The sequence below is a fragment of the Herbaspirillum sp. Her4 genome, assembly GCF_057961335.1.
Genome location: NZ_CM176330.1, coordinates 1,329,115 through 1,354,772, shown reverse-complemented (window position 1 = coordinate 1,354,772; position 25,658 = coordinate 1,329,115). Strand labels below are relative to the sequence as shown.

Below are 25,658 nucleotides of genomic sequence, written 5' to 3'. Positions count from 1 at the left end.
CGTTCTCGCAGCATTTCATTTCTCAGCAGCCATGTAGTAGCGGCCTGCGCAGTTCAGGTAGCGATAGTCAAAGACGGGAGAGAAGAGGACGTCGCCTTCCTCATCAAGCCATACACCATAGTTGGATCGCTCAAAATAATCCAGGCAGGCCGTCTTTATCTCCGGCTTCAGGTTGGACATGACCAGTGCAACTGCGTCCTTGTTCAACTGCAGGAAATTTCCATTCGTGCGGACACCTGCCTTGCGCAGCGAGGGGACATATCGATTGATCAGCGCTATGGGTGGAAGCTGTTTTCCCGTGCTGATATCGAAGGTCCATCCCACTTTGTCGAAGACATGCTTTCCGGCGCATGCACTGGTGACGTTGAAGACGATGCTCATGGTCCGGAACGCCATTAGGGCTTCATCAAACTCCGCTTCATAAGCCCATGCACCACCTTGTGGATCGGGACGACAGGTTTTTCCCTGTGCAAACAGAGATTGATAAAACTTTTCCATGGCGGCATGAATCTGGCTGGCTGCGTCCTTCGATATCCGTCCTCCTGGTTTCACTCTTATCTTCTCGGTATAGATGCGATTCATTGCGTCACGTGGACCGGTTTTCCTGTAGACGGAAATATCGAATTTTTGATCGTCGAGTTCGAGTTCTCGTGCTTGAGTGCAGGGACTAAGAATGGCCGCCCCCAGTGCGGCCGTTAGCAGGAGCAATTTTTTCATGGTGTCGCCTTTGATCCGATCAAATGCCATCTGCTTGATGACAATAGGTCAGGGAATGATGAATAGAGGGAGCAATCTTCCCCGGGTCCAGGTTGACTGGTAGACAGACCGCAGGCATTCATCTTCTGATTGGATATTCCTTTTGACATGCCGAATAAGGCCGCTGGAATAACGGCATGAGAAACAATCCCTCGTTCCTTATCAAGATGTGGAAAGCCGTAGTCTTGAAGTGGAAACTACAGAATTCTTTCAAGTCAGGTGTCAACAAGTGTCCATTCTGCTCAATCAAAATCTCGGCAGCATCCTCGCCAAGGACAAGAAGACTGCCCTTTGCGACTGCACCAGCCTCAAACAGCGACGGCGCATATTTTTTAACGATCTGATGGCTTGAAATTGCCTTACCTGTTCTGATAGAGAAGTTCTTTACACTTTTCCCAAAATAAGGGACGCCACCGCAGACCGCTTGGAAATCGAATACGATGCCCAGCACTCCATGGGCGGAATAGATCTTCTGATGGAGGAAGCGATAGCTCCATGGATGCCTGAATTCCGGCTCATGACAGCTGCGCGCCTCGGCATATACCGACGCATATCTCTCTTCGAGAGCTCTATTGATCCTAAGTACTTGAGTCTTTCCGATCGCGGCAGACTTTTTCAGAACCAACTTTTCAATATATAGGCTTTTAAACGGCTCTTCAAAACCAGTTTGACGGTATATTGATAGCGAATAGTCAATTTCCTCCCTTTCTTTGCTGAGGCCAGTTTCATGAAATATTAAGGTACCGAAGAGAACCAAGTGGCGGAAGAAAGGGCTCATTGCAAAACTCTCTTGATCCTTTGTGTAAAGTTTTTCCTGTCGGGAAGATTGGCTTTTTGTTCCCACGCCAAGGTTGCATTCCCGCCGTTTATCGCAAGGGTCACGGCGCGGACATCATCCATATCCATGGCTGCGATCGTCTTGTGCCTGAACAGCACGGCGTACCACGCTGCTGTATCAATACAGTTGAAATTCGTTTCAAGAATGCGGTCTGGATCCTTGATGAGCGGCGGACGTTTCTCTTTTTCACCTTTGCCGCCAGATTTTATGTTCCAGCCAAAATCAAAATCCAATCCCTTGGATAACCATCCGCGAAACGCCCAGTACTCGGCATAGTTGTAGCGTCCAGTCAATTGTTTGAATCCCCTCCCTTTGAATCGCGGCCCATCTCCAGGAGAAACATTGCCGAGTTGTTCGCTATGTTCATAACCATGGCCGTCCGTCACTTCTAGCATATAGGTAAGACTCACCGACTCAACGGCTCCCTGCGCCAAGAAATGCGCCATCCGCAACCGACTGTTGAGCCCATACTTGAAACAGCACTTGTTGATCTCAGCGCGATACTTCTCCCGGAGTTCCTCTGAGGTGCCGTGACTGATCGTGGCAGCAGCGAGAGAGCCCGTGGACGGATAAACCAATGCCAGTTCCTCCTTCGACAACCACATGCATTTCGCCAAATGCTCAATGAACTTGATCGGATGCACATGCCACACCCCGCGCGCATCCGGCAATCCCGGCACCTTCTCCCAGAAGGTCTGGCGTTCGATATGCCGGAGCAACTTCTGAAACTGCTCTTGCGTCAATTTCTGCGCACCGAAGTCCTCCCTGGTCACACGCTCATAGCGCTGAGCGATGCCCTGGTTGCTCCACTCGGTGGGATGGCGGGTGACCACATGGCGGACCAGTTCATCCTTGTCTGACTGCGCTGTCTTCGTGTCAGTGCGCCCTTTCTGACTCTCCTGAATCAGGCGCTGCAGGCCCTCGTCATCCATGAAGCCGTCAGCACTGAATTGACCATGCTCCTCAACCTTCCTGAAATCCTTCCAGTCGCCATCGCTGAGATACTTCACCGTACTTTTTTCCGCCCAGAAGATCTTGTTCTGATCCGGCTTGAAGATCTGGATCCAGAGTTTGCCTTCATATTGGCGCTCCTGGAATTCGCCGGCATTCAACCACGGTCCGCTCCACGGAACGATCAAACTGCCGGCTTCCAATGTGCGGGCATTCGTGACAGGATTCTTGGCATAACCGATGAGCCTCTTCCCTGTCGGCATGTAGATCTTCTTCGCGGCTGTCTTTTTCTTGGCATCGGCAGGTATTTCTGTCTCCACGAACTGGTCCTTCTCGATCCACCAGTTCTTCTTGTCCTCGGTCTGAATATTGAGACACCCGCCTTTGTCTTTGTCCTTGTCTTTATCCTCCACCAGGATCAATGGCTTTTCGGGATCCACTTCCAGCTCATGCTTCACGAGCAGTTCGTCCAATACCCTGAGGCTGGCTGTCAGCCAGCATTTGCCCCAGATCGCCTGCATCGGGTTTTGAAGAAAACGAGGATCCTCAAAGAAGATTTCGAAATGAATACCCTGAGACGGTGTGGCCAGGTTGTCGGGGATGCTGCCGCAATAGCCGAGTACATCGCCGCGCTGCACACGCGAAAACTCAGCCCCCAGTTGTATCTGGCCATCTGCCGCAGGCAGGACCGTCTCATCATGGGCTGGCTCCATGATCGGCCGACCTTGCTTGTCGATCAGCGGAGACTTGTTCTTCATGCGTGGCCTTTCGGGAATCCTCTTCTTCAGGAAATTGATGGCCTGCTCTCCCGATTTTTCCTTGACCTTGCTCCAGGCCCGCAGATGCATGTAGAGCGAATAGAACACCAGCTTGCTGGTACCCAGTGAGGTCTGGCCAAGTTCCGTTTCATGCCTGAGCAAAATGAAGCTGCGCGAATAGCTGGCCTTCTCAAAGAGTTCATCTCCGGTATCGGTATCGTCATAGCGATAGGCCACCAGCTCGCCAGCGGCAATCGCACGAATGGGTGTGTTGCGATCCACCGGATGCAAGTGCACCCCTCCGTGCCAGAATCGATTCTTCCCCATGGGATAAGAGCCGCTCAGAATTTCGCTCTGGTGATAGAGCGCATCGGGGACGACACGCTGTTCCGTTCCTGCTACGTAGGGTAGATGAATGGGGTAGGTAATGATCATGAAACGTCTCGCGTCGATCAAGCCGAAAAGAGAAACGCACCCACATTGTCAAATCCGCCCTGAGTGGGAATCATCAGTTGCGCATTCATTGATTTGGGTGAAGTGAATTCATGATTGGCGGCATGGACGATAAAATTGCTGCTCGTCCCGAACTCGACGCCATCGCCACTGAAGCGGGCGTAACTTCCACCGCCATTGATGAGAATCTCTTCCTTCGCCGTGATCGTGATTTGCCCGGCTGTCTGCGTGATCTTGAGTTTGGCCAGCAGGTGGATGCTATCGCTCAGGGCCTGCACATCGATATTGCCCGCCGCCGCGATGAGTTTCATTCCGGCTCTGTGCACCAACAATCGGAAGCTATTGCGCAGGCTGGCAAAGAGGCTGTTGCCGGCTGTGACGGCCACATTGCCGCCAGTACTGACGACGGTATGCTCCGTGCTGGAAAGATGAGTGGATCCGTCCGTGCTGACAGCAATGCCGGCAGGGCTCGCCAGCACCAGTTGCGGCGTGGCGAACTCGGGAAAATCCGCGCTCTCGACAACGGAACCCTTTCCGGAGATGGCATCGTTCTGCCTATGGAGCGCAACAGCCATGTCCGACAGCTCCCCCGGCAACAGCGCACCGCATTGTTCGGCGAAGCCGGCATGCCGCTCCAGGGCCTGCTGGGCCAGCGCCAGGCGCTGTGCCGTTTCTCCCAAATCCTTGGCCGAACCTCCCGCATTGTGGCGTGCCTCGGTGGTGATGAGCATGCCGCGGCCAGCACGCGCCACTCCCCACGCATTGGTGGCCAGCTCCCAGCCCTCTCCACGCGCCTCTTCCCGCCCGTGCGTGCGCTCTATGCGCACGATGTAACCCAGCGAGAGCTGACTGCATTGATGATCGGACTTCAACTGGACCTGCAATTGTTCAGGCGTGTCGTCGAGAACCAGATGATTGCCACGTCCGCCCGGCGCATTTCCAGCGCCCGTTGCAAGCTCGCGGCTGCGCCAGCCAGTCAGTGCCCGCTGCTCGGGCAAGGTCCAGGGTGGCATATTCCGGCGATTTGCCAGGGCAGCGAGAATGATCGGTCGATCAGGGTCACCGGATAGCCAGTGCACGACGACTTCCGAGCCCACCCGGGGAATGGCCGCGCTTCCGAACTCAGCACCAGCCCACGGTCCGGCGACCCTGATCCAGGCCGAACTGCGGTGATCGTTGCTGCCGATCCGGTCCCAATGAAACTGGACCCGGACTCGTCCATATTCATCCGTCAGGATACTGTCGGAACTGGAAAGACCCACTACGGTTGCAGTCTGCGGAGCCCAGATGCGCGTGTCTTCACTGTTGAACTGGCGCCCTGGCCGCCAAGGCACACTGCGGCGTGAACAAGTTAGCCAGTGATGGTATTGGAAAAGCTCGGGCTGGCCCCTTTGGAGTACATTGTTGACGGCCTTGTGTCTGATGGAAAGGATCAGGAAATCATCCTTGCCGCTGGCATCGCCCCTGCCGTAAGGCCCGTGGTTGAAGTGATCGACCAGGCGGAAGTAGCGGCCTGGCTCCATGTAGCGCGAATTGCCTTCACCCTGATGAAATTTACCAACGGCCTCGATTTCTTCCATACGCAGCTTGGCCATCTCGTACCCTGCATCGCCATCACGGAATCCATAGGCGCCGACAAACTCATGCGACTCCACATGGGGCACGCATCCCTGCTGATTGATCGTAGGTGCATTGCGCGAGATGGGCCAAGGATCCTTGAAATTGAAGGAACTCAACGCTACGCTGGCCGGCACGATCTCGCGCACGGATATCCACCGGTGCATGCCATCTTCTTCTTCCGTCCCGCCCTGGTCATGGAATCGTACCTCGGGGCCACCGTCAATCGGCAGACAGCGCGTGGAGTCGCTGGCGACGACGAGTGTATGACCCTGTTCATCGTGCCGATAAAAATAGTGCCATCCTGCCGCTTCCCACCGACGGCTGAGATAATTGAAATCGGTCTCGTCGAATTGACAGGCATCGGTCATGGGAAGGTCTTCGCCTATGACCAGCCATTCCCAACGGGGATAGAAGGAATAGTCCTTGAAGATGATCTCGCTTTGTTCGCGCAACGATTTGCCGTGAAAGAGATAGCTGTCCCTGCGCAAGCTGAGCAATTTCATCCATGGCCCGAGGTGCGCTTCATAGAGAGTGAGCGCGCCGTCGGAATGCATACGCCGAAAGCCAAAAACATAACCGGAGAAGTAACGTACACCGCCATCTGCGCGGATCATGGCCACATTGAGCAGCTTGCCCTGCATCTCCTTGAGAGAGAGACTGGGCTCATCCGACACCAACTGTACTTTGAAAGAAAAGTCACGCGAGAGGCATTCCTCAGCCTCGATTTGATGAACCGCGAAGTTAGCCTCCGGGGCATCCCGATGCGGAAACCGCAGCCGCAGAAAGCGCTGCTGCTCTGCGCTCTGCATCAGCAGGGCCAGGGATTTCAAGGTCTCGTTCATCACTCCTCCTTTAAATTTTTACCTGCGCTGAAGCGAGGTGAAAAGGAGGAAGATGTTATTCACTTCGAGTTCGTTTCGGTAGCGAATAAATCCTAGAATAAGAGTCAAAATAAAGTGGCCAACCGGCTCAGAGTCAGCAACTCGTCGTGTAACTTTTGATAGCCCACCGATTACTTTTGAAACATTGCTTGCAATGGGATTTCAGTACAACTTGAAGGGGCGATGCGTCGAGCACACCATCGCCGCTCCATTGATGCTCATGCTGCGCCAACCACGGGAGATGAGCCCGGCATCAGCCAAACTGCCTGAAATCCGGCTTGCGCTTCTCGAAGAAAGCCGTGAACGCTTCCTTGGCCTCGGGCGCGGTCAGCATGCGCGAGAAGTGCTCGATCTCGGCCACCATCTGCTGCTCGGTCGCAGTGACACGATTCTTCTTCATCAACTGCTTGGTCACCCGGATCGAGGCCGCCGGCAACGCCGCCAGCTTGGCTGCCTGCTGCTGCGCATAGGCCAGCAATTCCTCCAGCGGCAGCACGCGGTTGACCACACCCATCTGGCAGGCTTCGTCTGCGCCGAAGGCTTCGCCCAGCAACAGCTTCTCGGCCGCACGCTGGTAACCGGCGATGTGCGGCAAGAGCAGCGAAGACGCCGCCTCCGGGCACAAACCCAGTTGCGTGAAGGGCATGGAGAACTTGGCATTGTCGGCTGCATACACCAGGTCGCAATGCAGCAGCAGCGTGGTACCGATGCCCACGGCCACGCCCGAGACGGCCGCCACGATGGGCTTGCTGGCATGGCTGATCTGCCACAGGAACTGGAATACCGGCGCATCCTGGGTCTTGGGCGGATTCTTCAGGAAGTCTTCCAGGTCATTGCCGGCTGAGAAGGATTTGGGCTTGCCGGTGAAGAGGATGGCGCGGACCGCATTGTCAGTCTCGGCCTCCTTCAAGGCATCGGCCAGCTGCTGGTACATGGCCGCGGTGATGGCGTTCTTCTTGTCTTCGCGATCGAAGTGGATGGTCAGGATGCCATCGGCCTTGGTGAGCTGGATATCCATCTGCACAGTCTCCTTGAATGTTATAAATGATTTATAAGGTTCATGAAAAAAGCCGCACGGCATGCGCAGTGCGGCTTTTGCATCAGGCCTTGCGGGCGCGGATCAGACGCGTTCGAAGATGCCCGCAGCGCCCATGCCGGTGCCCACGCACATGGTCACCATGCCGTACTTCAGGTTCTTGCGGCGCAGTGCATGGATGGTGGTGGCGGCACGGATCGCACCGGTGGCCCCCAGCGGGTGACCCAGGGCAATCGCACCGCCCATGGGGTTGACTTTGCTCGGGTCCAGGCCCAGGTCGCCGATGACGGCCAGGGCTTGTGCAGCGAAGGCTTCGTTCAGTTCGATCCAGTCGATCTGGTCCTGGGTCAGACCACCGGCCTTCAGGGCCGCAGGAATCGCTTCCTTCGGACCGATGCCCATGATCTCCGGCGGCACGCCGCGCACGGCGAAGGAGACGAAGCGCGCCAGCGGGGTCAGGTTGAATTGCTTCAGGATCTTTTCCGAAACGATGATCAGCGCACCTGCGCCATCGGAGGTCTGCGAGCTGTTGCCGGCCGTGACGCTGCCCTTGGCGGCGAAGACGGGCTTCAGCTTGGCCAGCGCGGCCAGGTTGGAATCGGCGCGCGGACCTTCGTCCAGGGCGACGGTACGGGTCTTGATGTCGATTTCGCCGGTGGCCAGGTTGGGGAAGCGCTCGACGATCTCGACCGAGGTCATCTCGTCGGCGAATTCACCGGCCTGCTGTGCGGCGATGGCCTTCTGGTGCGAAGCCAGCGAGAACTCGTCCTGCGCTTCACGCGAGACCTTCCACTGCTGCGCCACCTTCTCGGCGGTCAGGCCCATGCCATAGGCCATGCCGACGTTCTCATCCTTGAAAGCGTTGATGTTGATGGAAGGATGGAAGCCCATCATCGGCACCATGGACATCGATTCCGCACCGGCGGCGATCATGACGTCGGCTTCGCCGACGCGGATGCGGTCGGCCGCCATGGCGATAGCGGTGATGCCGGAGGCGCAGTAGCGGTTGATGGTGACGCCGCCAATGGTGTTGGGCAGGCCGGCCAGCAGCACGGCATTGCGCGCCATGTTCAGGCCTTGTGCACCTTCGGGGAAGGAGCAGCCGACGATGGCGTCCTCGATCAGCTTGGGATCCAGGCCCGGCACCTGCGCCACGGCGGACTGGATGGCACGCACCAGCAGGTCATCCGGGCGGGTGTTCTTGAACATGCCACGCGGCGCCTTGCCGATGGGGGTGCGGGTGGCGGCGACGATGTAGGCGTCTTGCAGTTGTTTGCTCATTACCAAATCTCCTTGGACTCTCCCTCCCCTTCAGGGGGAGAGAGGTTTCATTAATTGCGCACAGGCTTGCCGGTTTGCATCATGCCCATGATGCGTTCCTGGGTCTTGGGGTGGTTGAGCAGTTCCATGAAGAACTTGCGCTCGATGTCGAGCAGCCATTGTTCATTGACGATGCTGCCCTCTTCCACTTCACCACCGGCGACGGTCTCGGCAATCATCTTGCCGAGCTTGAAGTCGTGGGCCGAGATGAAGCCGCCATCACGCATGTTGACCAGCTGTGCCATGATGGTGGCCAGGCCGTTGCGGCCGATCACCGGCACCTGCGGCGGCAGTTGCGGACGATAACCGGCATCGAACAGCGCGCGCGCCTCGACCTTGGCCACGTGCAGCAATTCATAGGGGTTGAAGACGATCACGTCATCCTCGCGCAGGTAGCCCAGCTTGCGCGCTTCCAGTGCGGACTTGGAGACGTTGGCAGTGGCCGCAGCCAGCATGTATTCCTTCAGGAACTGCAGGATGTCGTTGCCCTTGGCTTCCTTGGCAGCGCGCACGGCGGCTTCCTTCAGGCCGCCACCGGCCGGGATCAGGCCCACGCCCACTTCCACCAGGCCGATGTAGGACTCGATGGAGACTACGCGCTTGGCGGTATGCAGCAGCAATTCGCAGCCACCGCCCAGCGCCAGGCCGGCGACCGCGGCGATTACCGGCACGCTGGCGTACTTCAGGCGCTGGTGCGCCTGCTGCAGCTGGTGCACTACCGGCTCGATGGCCTTGACGCCACCGGACATGAACAGCGGCAGCATCGACTGCAGGTCGGCACCGGCCGAGAAGGCGCCGCCTTCGGCCGCATCCGGATGCCAGATCACCAGGCCCTTGAAGTTCTGCTCGGCTTCGGTGACGGCCTTGTTCATGCCATCGATCACGCCCTGGCCGATCACGTGCATCTTGGTCTTGAAGGACAGGATCAGCACATCGTCGTTCTGATGCCAGATGCGCACCGATTCGTCTTCGAAGAAGGTGGTGCCGGCGCTCTTGCCATCGGCTGCACCTTCGCCCACCAGCGGGGCACGGAAGGCCTGGCGCTGATAAACCGGCAGCTCGGAACGGGCCACGTCGGCCTTCTTGGAGGGCGACCAGGAGCCCTTCTCCGAATGCACGCCATCACGGCCATCGAAGACCCAGTCGGGCAGCGGTGCGGTGGAGAGTGCCTTGCCGGCTTCGATGTCTTCCTTGACCCATTGCGCGATCTGCTTCCAGCCGGCAGCTTGCCAGGTCTCGAAGGGGCCGACGCTCCAACCGAAGCCCCAGCGCATGGCGAAGTCCAGGTCACGGGCGTTGTCGGCCACCGATTCCAGGTGCACGGCGATGTAGTGGAAGGCATCGCGGAAGATGGCCCACAGGAACTGGCCTTGCGGATTGGTCGAATCATGCAGCGCCTTCATGCGCTTGACCGGATCCTTTTCCTTGAGGATGCGGGCGATGATGTCATCGGCCTTGGCACCGCCCGGGACGTAATCGCCCTTGGCCGGATCGATGCGCAGGATGTCCTTGCCCACCTTCTTGTAGAAACCGGCACCGCTTTTCTGGCCCAGCGCCCCCTGCTCGACCAGCTTGGCCAGCAGCGGCGGGGTGGCATAGGAAGAGAAGAAGGGATCGTCCTTCAGGTTGTCCTGCATGGTCCGGATGACGTGGCCCATGGTATCCAGGCCCACCACGTCGGCAGTACGGAAGGTACCGGACTTGGCACGGCCCAGCTTGGCACCGGTCAGGTCATCGACCACATCGACCGAGAGACCATACTTTTCTGCTTCGATGATGGTGGCCAGGATGCCGAACACGCCCACGCGGTTGGCCACGAAGTTGGGCGTGTCGAAGGCCCGCACCACGCCCTTGCCCAGGGTGGTGGTGAGGAAGGCTTCGAGCTGATCGAGGATGTGCGGTTCGGTCGATTGGGTCGGGATCAGTTCGACCAGGTGCATGTAGCGCGGCGGGTTGAAGAAGTGTACGCCGCAGAAGCGCGCCTTCAGGCCCGCATCGAAACCTTCGGAGAGGGCATTGATCGACAGGCCCGAGGTATTGGAGGCGAAGATCGCCTTGGGGCCGATGTGCGGGGCGACCTTCTTGTAGAGGTCGTGCTTCCAGTCCATGCGCTCGGCGATGGCTTCGATGATGAGGTCGCAGCCTTCCAGCACGGCCAGGTCATCCTCGTAGTTGGCGACCTGGATCAGGGCCGCGTCATCCTTGTTGCCCAGCGGCGCCGGGCTCAGTTTCTTGAGGTTCTCGATGGCGCGTTGCACGATGCCGTTCTTCGGGCCTTCCTTGGCCGGCAGGTCGAACAGCACGACCGGCACGCGGGCATTGATGCAGTGGGCGGCAATCTGGGCCCCCATGACGCCCGCGCCGAGCACGGCCACTTTTTTGACGATGAAATTGGACACGCAAATCTCCTTTGCTGGTGCTGCAAACATGAAACATGAATTCGGGCCTGGCAAGGTGCTGCGCCGCTGGGACGAGCGCTCACTGTACGCTCTTTATCCCGGGTGCGGCGGCTCACAGCATGCCCTGCCGCAGTGACGCCCGCGTGACGCCGTCACGGGCCGCATTGCGTTGGATCAACGCCGCGTGCAGGCGTGCAGCCCGCGCGCGGCGTGGTGTTGCGATCAGAACAGTTCTGCGTCCAGCGCCATCAGGTTGGCCGCACCCGAACGGGCCTGGCGGATCAGCATCGCGGTTTCCGGCAGCAGGCGCGCGAAGTAGAAGCGCGCCGTGGCCAGCTTGGCGGTGTAGAAGGCGTCGCCGCTGTCCTGCTTCTCCAGCGCGATCTTGGCCATGCGGGCGAACAGGTAGGAGAACACCAGGTGGCCCACCACGCGCAGGTAGGGCACCGCAGCCGCACCGGCTTCATCCTGGTTGGCGAAGGATTTCATGCCGATTTCCATGGTCAGCTTGGTCACCTTGTCGCCGATGTCGGCCAGCGGAGTGATGAACTCGGACATGGACTCATCCGTACCGTGTTCTTCCACAAAGGCCTGGATCTGCGCGCCGAATTTCTTCAGCTTGGCACCGTTGTCCATCAGGATCTTGCGGCCCAGCAGGTCCAGCGACTGGATGGTGTTGGTCCCTTCATAAATCATGTTGATGCGGGCATCGCGCACGTATTGCTCCATGCCCCACTCGGCGATGTAGCCGTGGCCGCCGTAGACCTGCAGGCACTCGGAAGTGGCCATCCAGGCGTTGTCGGTCAGGAAGGCTTTCACCACCGGGGTCAGCAGGGCCACGATGTCGGCGCTGTCCTTGCGCACCTGCTCATCCGGGTGGGTCAGTTCCTTGTCCAGCTCCAGCGCCACATACGAAGTGAAGGCGCGTCCGCCTTCGGCGAAAGCCTTGGCCGTCAGCAGCATGCGGCGCACGTCCGGGTGCACGATGATCGGGTCAGCCGGCTTGTCGGCGGCCTTGATGCCGGACAGGCTGCGCATCTGCAGGCGGTCCTTGGCGTAGACCAGGGCGTTCTGGTAGGCCACTTCGGTCAGGCCCAGGCCTTGCATGCCCACGCCCAGGCGCGCCGCGTTCATGAACACGAACATGGCCTGCAGGCCCTTGTGCGGCTGGCCGATCAGCCAGCCGGTGGCGCCGTCCAGGTTCATCTGGCAGGTAGCGTTGCCGTGGATGCCCATCTTCTCTTCGATGGCACCGCAGAAGATCGGGTTGCGCGCGCCCAGGGAGCCGTCGGCATTGGGCAGGAACTTGGGTACCAGGAAAAGTGAAATCCCCTTCGAACCTTCCGGCGCATCGGGCAAACGGGCCAGGACCAGGTGAACGATATTGGCGGAGACGTCGTTCTCACCGGCGGAGATGAAAATCTTGTTGCCGGTGATCTTGTAGGAGCCATCAGCCTGCGGCTCGGCCTTGCTGCGCAGGAGGCCCAGGTCGGTGCCGCAATGGGCTTCGGTCAGGCACATGGTGCCGGTCCATTCGCCCGAGACCAGCTTGGGCAGGTAGAGCTGCTTCTGTTCATCCGAACCGTGCGCATGCAGGCACTCGTAGGCACCGTGCGACAGGCCGGGGTACATGGTCCAGGCCTGGTTGGACGAGTTCAGCATCTCGTAGAAGGAATTGTTGATCGTCAGCGGCAGACCCTGGCCGCCGAAGTCCGGATCACAGGACAATGCCGCCCAGCCGGCTTCCACGTATTGCTTGTAGGCTTCCTTGAAACCCTTGGGCGTGGTCACGGCCTTGCTCTCGCGATCGAAATGACAGCCCTCGCGGTCCCCCGAATGATTCAGCGGGAACAGGACCTGCGAGGCGAACTTGCCACCCTCTTCCAGCACCTGATCCACCAGTTCGCGGTTGGTGTCGGCGTGGGGCGGCAGTTCCTTGAACACTTCCTCGACATTGAGCAGCTCGTGCAGCACGAATTGCATGTCGCGCAAGGGGGCGTTGTATTGGGGCATGAATGTCTCCGGACGGGTTACGCTGCCTTCCTGGCAGCCGATTTGGAATTCTTGGGGGCGCTGGTACTGGCGCTGTCGCTGCCCTGCGGGCGGTAGCTGTCGATCAGACGGCGGAAGCTGGCCTCGGCGCGTTCGACGCTGCCGGGAATGTGCAGGAAGCGCGCATCGTGATGCAGGGCCAGGATCAGGCCATACATTTCATAGACCATCTGGCTGACCTCGATGTCGGTGCGCAGGTGGCCGACTTCCATGGCCTGCTTGATGCAGCGTTCCAGCGCATCGCGCCAGGCCTGGACCATGGCAACCAGGTGGTCGCGGATGGCGCCCGGGCGGTCGTCATACTCGACCGCGCCGCTGATGTAGATGCAGCCCAGGGCGATTTCCACCGTGACCTGCTTGATCCAGCGCGCGAACATGCCTTCCAGGCGCGGCAGGCCGCGCGGCTCCTTGATGGAGGGATAGAACACGTCCTGCTCGAAGCGGTTGTGGTACAGGCGCACGACCTCGATCTGCAGGTCCTCGCGCGAGCCGAAATGGGCGAAGACGCCGGACTTGCTCATCTTCATCTTCTCGGCTAGGAGGCCGATGGTGAGCCCTTCCAGGCCATCACGGCTGGCCAGCTCCAGCGCCACATCCAGGATGGCGGCGCGGGTCTGCTCGCCCTTGCGCAGGAACTTGGGCCGGGCGGGCGCGGTGGTCACCTTGCTTGTCTCAGTCATCGTTGTCTCTTTGATATCCGCCGCAGGCGGCGACGGGAAGGAACCGGTTCGACGGGCGCGGCTCGGGGTCCGCTGTCTTGTGCCCTGGATAACCTGACATGAATTTATCTTCATGCAGAATTTATTCGAACGATCGTACTATTATTCATCGCGCCGCAAATGTCAAACAAAAAATCGGGCTGTCTTGTGGTACGGATTTTTGCTGCGCGGCAAGCCTTCAGGCGGACTCGGGAGGGGGGCTGGCGGCGCCCAGCAGGTCGTGGGCATCGAGCAGGGCATAGACGATGGTGGGATTGTTTTCCAGGCACTTGCGGATGGCCGCCGGGATGGTGTCGCGCGTCTTGCGGCACAGGCCGGGCTGCTCGGCCAGGTGGATCTGCAGGCCGCGCACGGTGCGCACCTCGTTGGCCCCGGGGCTGATGTGCAGGTGGATGCCGAGGTTCTTGCGCATGAGGCTGCCCACATGCAGCAGCTCGTCGTAGGTGCTGATGCGGGTGATGCGTTCGATCAGGCGTTTTTCTTCTTCACGGGTAAGCCAGAGTACGCGCGCTTCGGGCGCGTGCAGGCATTCCAGCAGCGCCTCACGCTGGCAATCGCAGGCACCGGGCGGGCACTCCTTGCGCAGGGGCCGGGCCACGGGGACGGACTGCATCGATTCGGAAGAGACCACCTGAGACATCTGCACCTTTGCACCTGGGTTGGAGAAAAGACAGGCCGGGGAAACGGCCTTCATCTTACAACGAGCCAGCGCTGCGGCGGGATCAGGATGAGGAGCGGTCCAGCAGGCGGCGGTCACGCTTGGTGGGACGTCCCTTGATCTCGGCCGAGGGTTCGCGGAAGAGGCGATGGCGTTCGGCCAGCGCGGCACGGCGCGTGATGCTCTCCTCGGTTTCCTGATAGAGGGTCGCGGCAATGGCGGCAGAGCCGCGCTTGTCGGCGATGCCGGTGACCAGCACTTCCCATTCGGTGGAACCGTTGTCGATGTCCAGGCGGTCGCCGTTCCTGACGTTGTGGGCGGGCTTGGTGCGCTCGCCGTTGAGCTTGATGCGGCCGCGCTCCACGGCTTCGGTGGCCTGAGACCGCGTCTTGAAGAAGCGTGCGGCCCAGCACCATTTGTCGATGCGGGTGGTGTCCATGTAGGGATGAGAATTGGTCGTTGGCGCTAAGTAGGTAGGGCTAATTATCGATATTTTTTGAATCATTTGCTCAAGAAAATCGGGATTCACATCCTTTCTTTGGTGAATCTCTGCCCTGGTGGATCAGCCTCACTATGCTGACCAGTTTTGCGACCACACTTGTCGCTGCCGTCCATTCCGCCATGACAGATCAATTCCAGACCATCGCTGCGGCATTTGCCGGCGTCGTACTCTCGCAGCAACGCCGTCCCCTCAGGCTGCGCTGGCGAGCGCAGGAAGCTCGTTTCGCGCAATGGCTGCTGGTGCAGCGGGTCGACATCGAGGAAGCTTGTCTGGAAGGGCTGCAGGCGAAGCTGACCTGCGTGTCCAGCGATCCTGAACTGCCGCTGCAGGCCCTGCTCGGACAGCCGCTGGGCATCGAGATCGTGACTGACCGCGGCGCTCTGCATCACACCAACGGGATCATCACCGAGGCGCGCGCCGGCCAGGCCGACGGTGCGCTGCGGGTCTACCAGCTCACGCTCAAGGACGCGCTGTCGATCATGGAGGAGCGCATCAACACCCGCGTCTTCCGTCAACTGAGCGTGCCGCGCATCCTGGAGATCATGCTCGGTGAATGGCGTCAGCGCAGCCCCGCACTGGCGACGGCGTTTCACTTCGATCTGGATGGCCTGGAAGATCGCCGCTATCCGATGCGCGAGATCAGCCATCAGTTCAACGAATCCGATGCGCACTTCATCAGGCGGCTCTGCCGGCGCGAGGGCATTGCCTGGTATGTAGCCAGCCCCCAGCCCGCTGCCGAGACCGGCAGGACAGAGGATGCAGACGTTCCAATGCATAAGCTGGTGTTCTGCGATCAGTCCGCCCTGCTGCCCCGAGCCCTTGCCGGTACGGTGCGTTACCACCGCGAGGGTGCCACCGAGGAGCGCGACACCATCAGCGCATGGAGCCGCCAGCGCAACCTGGTGCCGGGTCGCGTATGGCGCGGCAGCTGGGACTACAAGGCGGTGCGCGTGGAGGAAGCCGCCAGCCACAGCGCGATCGACCAGGGCGATACCGGCCGGGCATTGGCGGCCATCCTGAATGACGGGTTGATCGAGGCCCCTCACGCTGCGGATGGCCAGCAAGATCACTTGCGCCTGGCCGATGCCCGCATGCTGGCGCACGAGGGCCGCAGCGAATCCTTCGAGGCCAGTGGTACGGTGCGCGATCTGGCGGTGGGGCACTGGTTCGAGCTGGAAGGGCATCCGGACATGCACGGCCAAGATCGCACCTTGCGCGAATTCATCGTGACCTCCTTGCGGCAGCAAGCCGAAAACAATTTCCCCAAAGCGTTGCAGGATGCGATCGACCGCCTGCTGCCCGCCTCCACCTGGCAAGCCGATGTACAGGGCGCAGCGGACATGCGCTACCGCAACCAGCTCAGCTGCCGCCGCCGCAGCGCGCCGCTGGCACCGCATTACGATCCCCGGCTGCATCTGCCGGCCGTGCATCCGGTCACCGCACTGGTAGTCGGGCCTGCCAACGAGGAGGTGTACTGCGACGAACTGGGCCGCATCAAGGTGCAACTGCAGGGCTTGCATGCGCAAGACCATGTCCATGCGCAAGGTGCGGGCACCAGCGGGCAGGAACGGGATAGCGCATTTGTACGGGTATCGAGCGCCTGGGCCGGGGCAGGCTATGGGCACGATGCGGTGCCGCGGGTCGGCATGGAAGTGCTGATCGATTTTCTTGGGGGAGATCCGGACAAGATGTTCGTCGCCGGTGTCCTGCACAACGGCATCAACCATCCGGCGCGCTTCAGCCACAACGGCGGCTTGCCCGGCAATCGCTTCCTCTCGGGGATCAAGAGCAAGGAGATCGAAGGCGTCCGCTACAACCAGCTGCGGCTGGATGACACACCCGGACAGATCAGCACGCAACTGGCCAGCGAGCACCAGCACAGCCAGATCAATCTGGGTTATCTCACCGAGCCGCGTCACGATGGGCAGGGAGATGATCGTGGCGAGGGACTGGAGGCGCGCACGGATGGGCATGGCGTCCTGCGTGGGGCCGAAGGCATCCTCATTACGGCACAAGCACAGGACCGGGGGCGCGGCCGCATGCTGGAGCGCGAGGCCCTGCTGGACACCCTGCACAGTCTGGAGGAACTGGCGCAGCGCCTGAGCCAGGATGCCGCCAGGTACCACGCAGAAGTGACCGATCTGGCGCAGCTGGAGCGCATCAGGGAGCAGCTGCAGTCATGGGACACGAGCGAAGCGGCCGGCGGCACGAGGCACGCTGCGGCACCCATGGTCGCCCTCGACGCACCGGCCGGCGTGAGCGTGACGAGCCAGGACACCATGGTGCTGGGCGCGTCCCGGCATATCGACCTGGTCAGCCGGGACAATACCCAGCTCAATGCCGGACGCAAATTGCTGATGCGGGCAGGAGAAATGTTCGCTGCCTTTGCCGGCAAGCACATGAAGCTGATCAGCGGCAAGGGCAGTGTCAAGGTGCAGGCGCACGAAGAACACGTCGAGCTTCAGGCTGCGCGACGCATCCTGCTGGAGGCCAGCGAAGAGATCATTCTGCAGGCCCCGAAGATCAGCATCCGTTCGCGCGATGACACGCAAATCCATGGCGGCGGCAGCTTCAGCCGCTGGAATGCCAGCCTCATCGAACACGCGCCGGCATCTGTTTCACGATCCGCGCCGGGGCGCATCATGGGAAGGAGGCGGGGACGCTCTACCCGGATTGAAGCCATTTCAAGATTACGCTTGCCGCATTTGCGGCGAGGCGCTCATCAGCGTGAGCAAGAATTTCGTGGATGCCTGGAATCGGGTGGCCACGGCTGATCAGAAAATCCAGCGTGTACACGATCTGCGTTCGCCACCGGCTGGCCTGAAGACTCGCGCAGTGGAACCGCCAGGCCTATGTCGAAGAAGGGCAGCCCTTCCCCGATCAGCGTGATCGCGGGCTGGACATCTCTCCGAAAGAAATTGAATGGCAATGGCTGGATCAGGCCAACCAACCCCTGCCTTCAGGACGCAAAGCCATCACGATCCGCAATTTCAGTGCGGAAGAACCAATGGCAAAAGGAAGCTGATCGGCGGGCCCCCCATCTTGCCCCAAAGAAAAATGCCGGCTGAAAAGCCGGCGTTTCTTCATCACGACAAGCGCATCAACAGGCTCAACGCTCCACCGCCAGCGCCACGCCCATGCCGCCACCGATACACAGGCTCGCCAGGCCCTTCTTGGCATCACGGCGCACCATCTCATGCAGCAGCGTCACCAGCACGCGGCAGCCCGAGGCACCGATGGGGTGGCCCAGGGCGATGGCGCCGCCGTTGACGTTGATCTTGCTGGTGTCCCAGCCCATCTGCTTGTTCACCGCAATGGCTTGCGCGGCGAAGGCTTCGTTGATTTCCATCAGGTCCAGATCCTGCGGCGTCCAGCCGGCCTTCTTCAAGGTCAGCTGCGATGCCGGCACCGGGCCCATGCCCATGATGCTGGGATCCAGGCCAGCCGAGGAATACGCCTTGATCCTGGCCAGCACCGGCAGACCCAGTTCCGCGGCCAGCTTGGCCGAGGTCACCACCACGGCCGCCGCACCATCGTTGATGCCGGAGGCGTTGCCGGCCGTCACCGTGCCAGCCTTGTCGAAGGCCGGACGCAGACCCGCCAGGGCTTCGGCAGTCACGCCGTGCTTGACGAATTCATCGGTATCGAAGACCACGGTTTCCTTCTTGCCCTTGATTTCGATGGGCACGATCTCATCCTTGAACCGGCCGGCCTTCTGCGCCGCTTCAGCCTTGTTCTGCGAGGCGGCAGCGAAGGCGTCCTGCTCTTCGCGGCTGATCTCGAACTTCTTGGCCACGTTCTCGGCGGTGATGCCCATGTGGTACTGGTTGTAGACGTCCCACAGGCCATCGACGATCATGGTGTCGGTCAGCTTGGCATCGCCCATGCGGAAACCGTCACGCGAGTTGTTGAGCACGTGCGGCGAGGCGCTCATGTTTTCCTGGCCACCGGCGATGACGATCTGGGCGTCGCCGCAGCGAATCGCCTGCGCCGCCAGCTGCACCGCCTTCAGGCCGCTGCCGCAGACCTTGCCGACCACGAAGGCCGGGACCATGTCAGGCAGGCCCGACTTGATGACCGACTGGCGCGCCGGGTTCTGGCCCAGGCCAGCCGTGAGCACCTGGCCGAGGATGACTTCGCTGATGGCTTCCGGCTTGATGCCGGTCTTGGCCAGCAGGGCCTTGATGACTTGCGCACCCAGATCGGCCGCCGCAATCTTCGACAAGGATCCGCCGAATTTGCCGATCGCCGTTCTCTGTGCTGCGACAATGACCACATCATCCATAACTCGCTCCTTTTATTGAAATGGCAGGAAGCCGCGCACGGCTGTCCTTCGAAAACCGGGATGGTCATCTTATTCGATTTCAGCTTGGAACGCGATATGGTGAATTTTCGGTAAATCAAACACCCGGCAAAAAGTCTCAAGCGTCTTTTCCGAGCGTGATGATGTGAATTACCGTGCGATAGAGGAGGAAGGCCGCACCATACGCCGCGCGCTTGTACCAGGGCACGTGCAGGAAGTCCGACAGGTGCACCACCCGGCCCCCTGCCGCACCGGCTTCGATCTCCTGGCGCAGGTAAGCGGCGAAGGCCGGATCCTGCACCACCACGTTGGCTTCCTGGTTGACGAACAGCGACAGGCCGTCATAGTTGCTCGATCCCACGGTGGCCCATTTGTCATCCACCACGGCCACCTTGGCATGCAGTTCCGTATGGGTGTATTCGATGATGCGCACGCCCGCCCGCAGGAGCTTGGGATAGAAGGAATGCGCCACCGCATCCTGCATCACGAACTGTCCCACGCCCAGCAGCAGGGTCACCTTCACCCCGCGCATGGCGGCTTCTTCCAGCGCGCGGCGCATCTTGCGGCCCGGGGCGAAATAGGGATTGGCGAGGAAGGCGGTCTCGCGCGCACGCCCCAGCGCCTGCAGATAGGCGCGCTGGATGGTGCGCCGGTTGCGGAAATTGTCGCGCACCACCAGCGCAGCCTGGGTCTGGTCATGCACTGGACCTGGGTGGCCATGGCGCAGGCGCTTGAAGTTGCGCCAGCGCGCCTTCAGTTTCATGCGCCCCACACGCAGCCATTGCGCCTGCACTTCACGATAGATGTCCTGCACCAGCGGCCCGAGCACGCTCACGGCGAAATCCCAGCGCGGTGCGGGCAGCGCGGTGATGTGGTCACGGTCGGACACCATGTCGTCATTGATGTTGAGCCCGCCAACGAAGGCCACCTGCCGATCCACCACGCACAGCTTGCGGTGGCTGCGCGCCACGCCGCGCCGGAACCACGGATTGAAGGAGCGATGCTGCACCCCGGCCGCCGTCAGCGCGAGTCGCAATTTGTTAGTATTTTCGCGTCCGGTACCGAGCCAGTCATTGATGACATAGACCACAACGCCGCGTCCGGCGGCCCTTTGCAGGGCTTCGCAGACCAGTATTCCCGTATCGTCGAGCGAAAAAATATAAGTTTCCAGATAGATCTCGACGCGTGCTGCGTCGATGGCGCTGATCAGGGCGGGATAGAACCCCGCGCCACTGTGCAGCAGCGCAATCTGGTTGCCGTCAGTAAAGGTGAGGTGGCGCAAGATCAGGCCAGCTGCAGTTCGGTCACGATCGGGGCATGGTCCGACAGGCGCGCCCAGGGGCCATCCTTGAGGACCTCCGCCATTTCCACGCGGAAACCTCGCACATAGATGCGGTCCAATCTCAGCCACGGCATCATGGCCGGAAAGGTCCGTGCCGGGCGGATCGGTGCCGACAAGCCACCGAGCCGGCGCAAGCCATGCATCACGCCGCGCGCATTGGGCTGCGGCTGGTCGAACACTTCGGTCACGCCCAGATTCTGATACAGGGTACGGCTCAGCTGGTTGGTCCAGTCATTGAAATCACCGGCAATCAGCAAGGGCGCATCGGGCGGCGAGGAGGTGCTCACGGCCTGGATCAGCGCATCGATCTGGCGCCGACGGCCCCCTGCGAACAGCCCCAGGTGAATCACGTAGCAATGCACCTCCACCCCTTCGATGGGCACCACGCAATGCAGGATGCCGCGTGACTCATAGGCATGGTCCGACACATCCTGGTTGCGGATGGAAGCGATTTCAAAACGCGAGATGAGCGCATTGCCATGATGGCCATGGTCATACACGGCATTCATGCCGTAGGCGGCGTGGTGGGTATCACCGGCAAGATATTCATGCTGCCCCTGCTGCGGCCAGTTGGAGGCGTGGCGCAGGGCGTTGAGGTCGTGGCGGCCCTGCACTTCCTGCAGGAACAGAATGTCCGGATCCAATTGTGCCAGCGCCTGCTTCAGCGCCAGGATGCGCGGGCGGCCGGCAAAGGAGGTCACGCCCTTGTGGATGTTGTATGTGGCAACGCGCAGCTTCATCGATGCAACCTTTCTCTTGTTCTTGTCCGGTGGCGGTCCCGCGCAAGACGCTGGCTAGGTCGCCAGATAGCGCGGCAACTGCAGGATCGCTTCCGCATTGGAGGGCGAGAAACAGCGGTCGGCCGCCTCGCGATACGGCAGCCAGACATGGCGGGTGTGCTCGCGCGGGGCCAGCGTCACCGGAATATCACGGGGCACCAGCAAGCCAAAGACATGTTCGGTGTTTCTCGTCACGCCCGGCGCATAGCGGTGCCGCCAGACCGGATAGATGTCATAGATGTTGGAAAGTTGCCAGTCGCGCAGATGCGCGCGCGGCACGCGGTTTCCGCCATCCTGCAAGGAGTCTACGCCGGTGTCGGCCACCACGATGCCGGTTTCTTCCTCCACCTCGCGTCGGGCGGTCTCCGACAAGGGCTCATCAAGGGCATCCTTGGAACCGGTCACCGATTGCCAGAAGCCGGGCTGGTCGGCCCGTTCGATCAACAACACGTATTGATCGGCGCTGTGGATCACCACCAGCACCGATTCGGGAATCTTGTAGGGCTTGGCTTGCGTCATGGCCTGTCCGTGATGCGGGAAAGGCTCCATTGTATCGGGACGGCAGCGTTTCAGAGCAGCGAGGCTTCGCTCTCGGCCACCAGCCAGCTGCGGAAGGCCCGTGCCGCTGCATGCTCGATGCGGTCGCGCGGCCACACCGCATAATAACCGCCGCCCAGGCTGGCATTGGCTTCACAGGCGCGCACCAGCAGCCCTTGTTCCATGCAGGCGTCGATCATGTGACGCCAGGCCAGCACGATACCCTGCCCTTCCATGGCCAGTTGCAACAGCACCGGATATTGGTTCGACAGGATCTGCTGTTCGATGCGCACATCGTCCACCCCGTTGTGCGCCAGCCAGTTCTGCCAGGACATCCACTGGCGCTGCCCGTCCTCCAGCATCAGCAGGGTTTCCTGGGGCAGCTCGGCAGGGGCCAGCGTACGTCCCTTCAGATAGGCCGGGGAGCAGACCGGGAACACTTCCTCGTCATACAGGCGGCGCACCGCCAGGCCCGAAGGCGGGCCATCGCGCAGGAAGTAGATGCCCATGTCGAAATCGGTTTCGGACAGCTGGGCCAGGCTGTCATTGACCACCAGGCGCAGGTGGCAATCCGGATGCTGGGCGCGAAAATGCGCCAGGCGCGGTGTCAGCCACAGCACCGCCACCCCCTGCGAACAGGCCACCGTCAGTTCCTGATGGCCCTTGCGCTTCATGATGTCTTCAGTGGCTTCAGCGCAATCGACCAGCAGGCGCTGCACCAGCGCGGCATAGCGCTGGCCGCTCACCGTCAGGCGCAACGCGCGCGGCTCGCGCAGGAACAGCTTCTTGCCGAGAAAGCGCTCCAGCTGGGCGATCTGGCGGCTGATGGCGCTTTGCGTGAGGTGCAGTTCAGCCGCCGCGCGGGTGAAGCTGCCATGGCGCATGGCCGCCTCGAAGGCGATCAGCGAAGGTAATGGGGGAAGGGGCGATATACGCATGGTCGGCGCTCCGGCTCGAAAGGTCTCATCCAGGTCGAGATGGTAGAGCGAAAAGCATGCCCGCCGCAGCTTTCCCATGACATGCGGAAAGCGGCGGCGGAAGAGACCTAGGGCGATCAGCGGCTGCGGTGGATGTGACCGGATTGCATGACCAGCGACAGGTGTTCACCCTGGCCGGTCAGCAGCGTGATGTCTTGCAGCGGATTGCCGTCGACCACGATCAGGTCGGCCAGCGCACCGGCGCGCACGGTGCCCAGTTCGCCTTCGCGCTGCAGGATCGCAGCGGCGATCGAGGTGGCCGAGCGGATGGTTTCCAGGTTGCCCAGGATCTCGGCGCGGATCAGGAATTCGGTCGATTGATCCTGATGCATCTCGCCCAGCAGGTCCGAGCCGAAGCCCATCTGCACGCCGTGCTCGGCATAGATGCGCAGCGAGTCACGGCCGGCCTGGCGCACCGATTCGATCTTGGCCACCGAATCCGGCGGCAGGCCCAGGCGCGCGCCATCACGGGCCAGCGAGTCGTAGGTGACCAGCGTGGGCACCACGAAGGCACCGTGCTCGCGCATCACGCGTGCGGCCTCGGCATCGACCAGGTTGCCGTGCTCGATGGTGCGCACGCCGCAGCGCACGGCACGGGCAATGGCGCGGCCGGTGTAGGCATGCGCCATCACGTAGGTCTGCGCGGCTTCGGCTTCGGCCACGATGGCGCGGATTTCATCTTCGCTGTATTGGGTATTGCCGATGGGGTCGGTCGGCGAAGCGACGCCGCCCGAGGCCATGATCTTGATCTGGGTTGCGCCCTTCTGCAATTCCTCGCGGGCAGCCAGCCGCACGGCATCCACACCATCGGCCACGCGCGCAATGGCACCGGCGCGGAAGGCACAGGAGCACGGCTCCAGCACATCGGAACGCGGACGGAAATCGCCATGGCCGCCGGTTTGCGACAGCGCCTTGCCCGAGGGGAAGATGCGCGGGCCCGGCACCAGGCCGATGGCAATGGCTTGCGCCAGGCCCCAGTCGGCACCGCCCGCATCACGCACGCTGGTGAAGCCGCGATTCAACATGGCTTCGACGATGGGCAAGGCGCGGATCGAAGTCAGCGAGCCGGGTTGCAAGGCATTCAGGCCCAGGTTGGCCAGCGAGGCCAGCACGTGCACGTGGCAATCGATCAGGCCGGGCATGACGGTCTTGCCGGTGACGTCGATCACGCGTGCGCCGCTCACCTCCAGCGGGGTAGCGGAGACATCGACGATGCGGTCTTTTTCAATCAGGACATCATGGCGCGGGAACAGGCTGCCCAGGGCCGGGTCGAGGACGTTGCCGCCCTTCAGGAGAATCTTGGTCATGGCGAATTTCAGTGTTGTTGCAGGTACTGCGGCTCACGCACGAAGCGGGTGCCGACGAAGCTGATGGCAGCGGCGATCATCACGTAGAAGGCCGGGGCCATGTTGTTGCCGGTGGCAGCGATCAGCCAGGTGATGAAGAAGGAAGCAAAGCCGCCGAAGATGGTCACGGCCAGGTTGTAGGCCACCGACAGGCCGGTGGAAAGCACCTTGGCCGGGAACAGTTCGGAGAAGGCCGCCAGGATGGGGCCGGTATAGGCCGCAATCAGGGTGCCGAAGACCAGCTGGAAGATCAGCAGCGTGGACAGGCTGGGCGCGCTGTTGATGTAAGCGAACATGGGATAGGCCAGCACCAGGATCAGCGCGGCCGCACCCGAGAGCAGCGGACGGCGTCCGATGCGGTCGGCCAGGCGGCCGACGATGGGGGCCAACACCATGATGCAGAGTCCACCGACCATGCCGGCGATGAAGCCGGTGGTCTGCGGCAGCTTCAGGACCTTGACCGAGTAGGTCGGCATGTAGAACAGCAGCACATAGGTACAGACCGTCCACAGGATCACCATCGAAAAGCTGGCCGAAGTCTCGCGCGGGAAGTTGCGGATCACTTCCTTCAAGGGCGAATCGGTCTTGTCCTTTTCTTCGAGGAAGGTCGGGGTTTCTTCGAGGTGATTGCGGATGTAGTAACCCACCGGGCCGATGATGATGCCGAGCAGGAAGGGCAGTCTCCAGCCCCAGCTGGCCAGGGCCTGCGGATCCAGGCTGGTGGTGACGAAGGTACCGACGGCTGCACCCAGCAGCACGGCCACGCCGATGCTGGCCTGGATCCAGCTGGAGTAATAGGCGCGTTCACGCTCGGGCGCGTATTCGGTCAGGAAAGCGGTGGCGCTGCCCATTTCGCCGCCGGCCGAGAAGCCTTGCAGCAGGCGTGCCACGACGATGATGAGCGGGGCGAACAGGCCCACGCTTTCATAGGTCGGTGCCAGGCCGATCATGGTGGTGCCCACCGCCATGAGCAGGATGGTGACCGACAGCGCCGCCTTGCGGCCCACGCGGTCGGCGTAGATGCCCAGCAGGATGCCGCCCACCGGACGCATGAAGAAACCGACACCGAAGGTGGCCACTGCCAGCAGCAAGGAGGTCAGGTCGTTACCGGTGGGGAAGAACAGCTTGGCGATGATCACCGCGAAGAAACTGTAGACGGTGAAATCGAACCATTCGAGACCATTGCCGATCACGGTGGCAATGATCGCGCGACGGCGCTGGTGGTTGGTGACCACCGGAATCCCGCCGGCTGGTAATGTCGTTGCTTGCATGCTCTCCCCTCATGTCAGACGTTGATATGCGGCCGATAATAGGGTCAGCGGGAGACTGGCGGAAATGATATCTGTGCATGCAGCCATGCTCTGTGCGCATGCATGCGTAAATGATTTGGCGATTTTTCGCCTTAACTTTTTATATTGTTTATATCGTTTA

At 61.0% G+C, this 25,658-nt stretch carries 19 protein-coding genes; 1 reads left to right on the top strand and 18 read right to left on the bottom strand.

Features of this window, described 5'->3' with window-relative positions; translation table 11 throughout:
• Positions 1 to 15 precede the first annotated feature (15 nt).
• The 11 genes from ACWFUC_RS06225 to ACWFUC_RS06175 all read right to left on the bottom strand — a co-directional run bounded on the left by ACWFUC_RS06225 (position 16) and on the right by ACWFUC_RS06175 (position 14,880).
• Entirely contained in the window at positions 16 to 717 is a 702-nt protein-coding gene (locus ACWFUC_RS06225) for a hypothetical protein (protein WP_489624395.1), read from the bottom strand.
• Positions 718 to 835: 118 nt separating this feature from the next.
• Positions 836 to 1,534 (bottom strand): hypothetical protein, encoded by a 699-nt coding sequence (locus ACWFUC_RS06220; RefSeq protein ID WP_489624394.1) that lies wholly within the window; start codon positions 1,532 to 1,534, stop codon positions 836 to 838.
• A complete protein-coding gene (locus ACWFUC_RS06215; protein ID WP_489624393.1) occupies positions 1,531 to 3,738 on the bottom strand; it encodes a hypothetical protein in 2,208 nt (735 codons plus the stop codon). Before ACWFUC_RS06215 ends, ACWFUC_RS06220 begins: the two co-directional genes overlap by 4 nt.
• A 17-nt stretch (positions 3,739 to 3,755) precedes the next feature.
• Entirely contained in the window at positions 3,756 to 6,218 is a 2,463-nt protein-coding gene (locus ACWFUC_RS06210; protein WP_489624392.1) for a type VI secretion system Vgr family protein, read from the bottom strand.
• A 292-nt stretch (positions 6,219 to 6,510) separates the two neighbouring features.
• Positions 6,511 to 7,275, bottom strand: a complete 765-nt coding sequence (locus ACWFUC_RS06205) for an enoyl-CoA hydratase (RefSeq protein WP_489624391.1) — start codon at positions 7,273 to 7,275, stop codon at positions 6,511 to 6,513.
• Positions 7,276 to 7,377: 102 nt separating this feature from the next.
• Complete coding sequence (locus ACWFUC_RS06200; RefSeq protein WP_008334355.1) at positions 7,378 to 8,574, bottom strand: acetyl-CoA C-acyltransferase; 1,197 nt, start codon at positions 8,572 to 8,574, stop codon at positions 7,378 to 7,380.
• A gap of 50 nt (positions 8,575 to 8,624) precedes the next feature.
• Entirely contained in the window at positions 8,625 to 11,012 is a 2,388-nt protein-coding gene (locus tag ACWFUC_RS06195) for a 3-hydroxyacyl-CoA dehydrogenase/enoyl-CoA hydratase family protein (RefSeq protein ID WP_121042396.1), read from the bottom strand.
• A 222-nt stretch (positions 11,013 to 11,234) separates the two neighbouring features.
• Positions 11,235 to 13,025 carry an acyl-CoA dehydrogenase C-terminal domain-containing protein gene (locus ACWFUC_RS06190; RefSeq protein WP_034329395.1) on the bottom strand — a complete coding sequence of 597 codons (1,791 nt, stop codon included), beginning with the start codon at positions 13,023 to 13,025 and terminating at the stop codon, positions 11,235 to 11,237.
• A 17-nt stretch (positions 13,026 to 13,042) separates the two neighbouring features.
• Positions 13,043 to 13,744 carry a TetR/AcrR family transcriptional regulator gene (locus ACWFUC_RS06185; protein ID WP_489624390.1) on the bottom strand — a complete coding sequence of 234 codons (702 nt, stop codon included), beginning with the start codon at positions 13,742 to 13,744 and terminating at the stop codon, positions 13,043 to 13,045.
• 217 nt (positions 13,745 to 13,961) lie between these two features.
• Entirely contained in the window at positions 13,962 to 14,423 is a 462-nt protein-coding gene (locus ACWFUC_RS06180; RefSeq protein WP_413460452.1) for a hypothetical protein, read from the bottom strand.
• A gap of 82 nt (positions 14,424 to 14,505) precedes the next feature.
• Positions 14,506 to 14,880 carry an RNA-binding S4 domain-containing protein gene (locus ACWFUC_RS06175; protein ID WP_039785255.1) on the bottom strand — a complete coding sequence of 125 codons (375 nt, stop codon included), beginning with the start codon at positions 14,878 to 14,880 and terminating at the stop codon, positions 14,506 to 14,508.
• Between the two features lie 182 nt (positions 14,881 to 15,062).
• On the opposite strand from ACWFUC_RS06175, the gene ACWFUC_RS06170 reads away from it, so the two are divergent.
• On the top strand, positions 15,063 to 17,717 hold the full coding sequence (locus tag ACWFUC_RS06170) for a type VI secretion system Vgr family protein (protein ID WP_489637504.1): 2,655 nt from the start codon (positions 15,063 to 15,065) through the stop codon (positions 17,715 to 17,717).
• A 335-nt stretch (positions 17,718 to 18,052) separates the two neighbouring features.
• On the opposite strand, the gene ACWFUC_RS06165 is transcribed toward ACWFUC_RS06170, so the two are convergent.
• The 7 genes from ACWFUC_RS06165 to ACWFUC_RS06135 all read right to left on the bottom strand — a co-directional run bounded on the left by ACWFUC_RS06165 (position 18,053) and on the right by ACWFUC_RS06135 (position 25,498).
• The gene (locus ACWFUC_RS06165; RefSeq protein ID WP_039785245.1) at positions 18,053 to 19,228 is read right to left on the bottom strand and encodes an acetyl-CoA C-acetyltransferase; all 1,176 of its coding nucleotides are present in this window, start codon (positions 19,226 to 19,228) and stop codon (positions 18,053 to 18,055) included.
• 136 nt (positions 19,229 to 19,364) lie between these two features.
• Positions 19,365 to 20,528: a phospholipase D-like domain-containing protein gene (locus tag ACWFUC_RS06160; protein WP_039785243.1), complete on the bottom strand. Its 1,164-nt coding sequence runs from the start codon at positions 20,526 to 20,528 to the stop codon at positions 19,365 to 19,367.
• Positions 20,529 to 20,530: 2 nt separating this feature from the next.
• Positions 20,531 to 21,328, bottom strand: coding sequence for an endonuclease/exonuclease/phosphatase family protein (locus tag ACWFUC_RS06155; protein ID WP_039785241.1), 798 nt, complete (start codon positions 21,326 to 21,328; stop codon positions 20,531 to 20,533).
• A gap of 54 nt (positions 21,329 to 21,382) precedes the next feature.
• The gene (nudB, locus tag ACWFUC_RS06150; protein WP_121043062.1) at positions 21,383 to 21,886 is read right to left on the bottom strand and encodes a dihydroneopterin triphosphate diphosphatase; all 504 of its coding nucleotides are present in this window, start codon (positions 21,884 to 21,886) and stop codon (positions 21,383 to 21,385) included.
• 50 nt (positions 21,887 to 21,936) lie between these two features.
• On the bottom strand, positions 21,937 to 22,842 hold the full coding sequence (locus tag ACWFUC_RS06145; RefSeq protein ID WP_252697055.1) for a LysR substrate-binding domain-containing protein: 906 nt from the start codon (positions 22,840 to 22,842) through the stop codon (positions 21,937 to 21,939).
• 116 nt (positions 22,843 to 22,958) lie between these two features.
• Complete coding sequence (locus ACWFUC_RS06140) at positions 22,959 to 24,188, bottom strand: metal-dependent hydrolase family protein (protein ID WP_034329458.1); 1,230 nt, start codon at positions 24,186 to 24,188, stop codon at positions 22,959 to 22,961.
• 8 nt (positions 24,189 to 24,196) lie between these two features.
• Positions 24,197 to 25,498: an MFS transporter gene (locus ACWFUC_RS06135; protein WP_121042384.1), complete on the bottom strand. Its 1,302-nt coding sequence runs from the start codon at positions 25,496 to 25,498 to the stop codon at positions 24,197 to 24,199.
• Positions 25,499 to 25,658 lie beyond the last annotated feature (160 nt).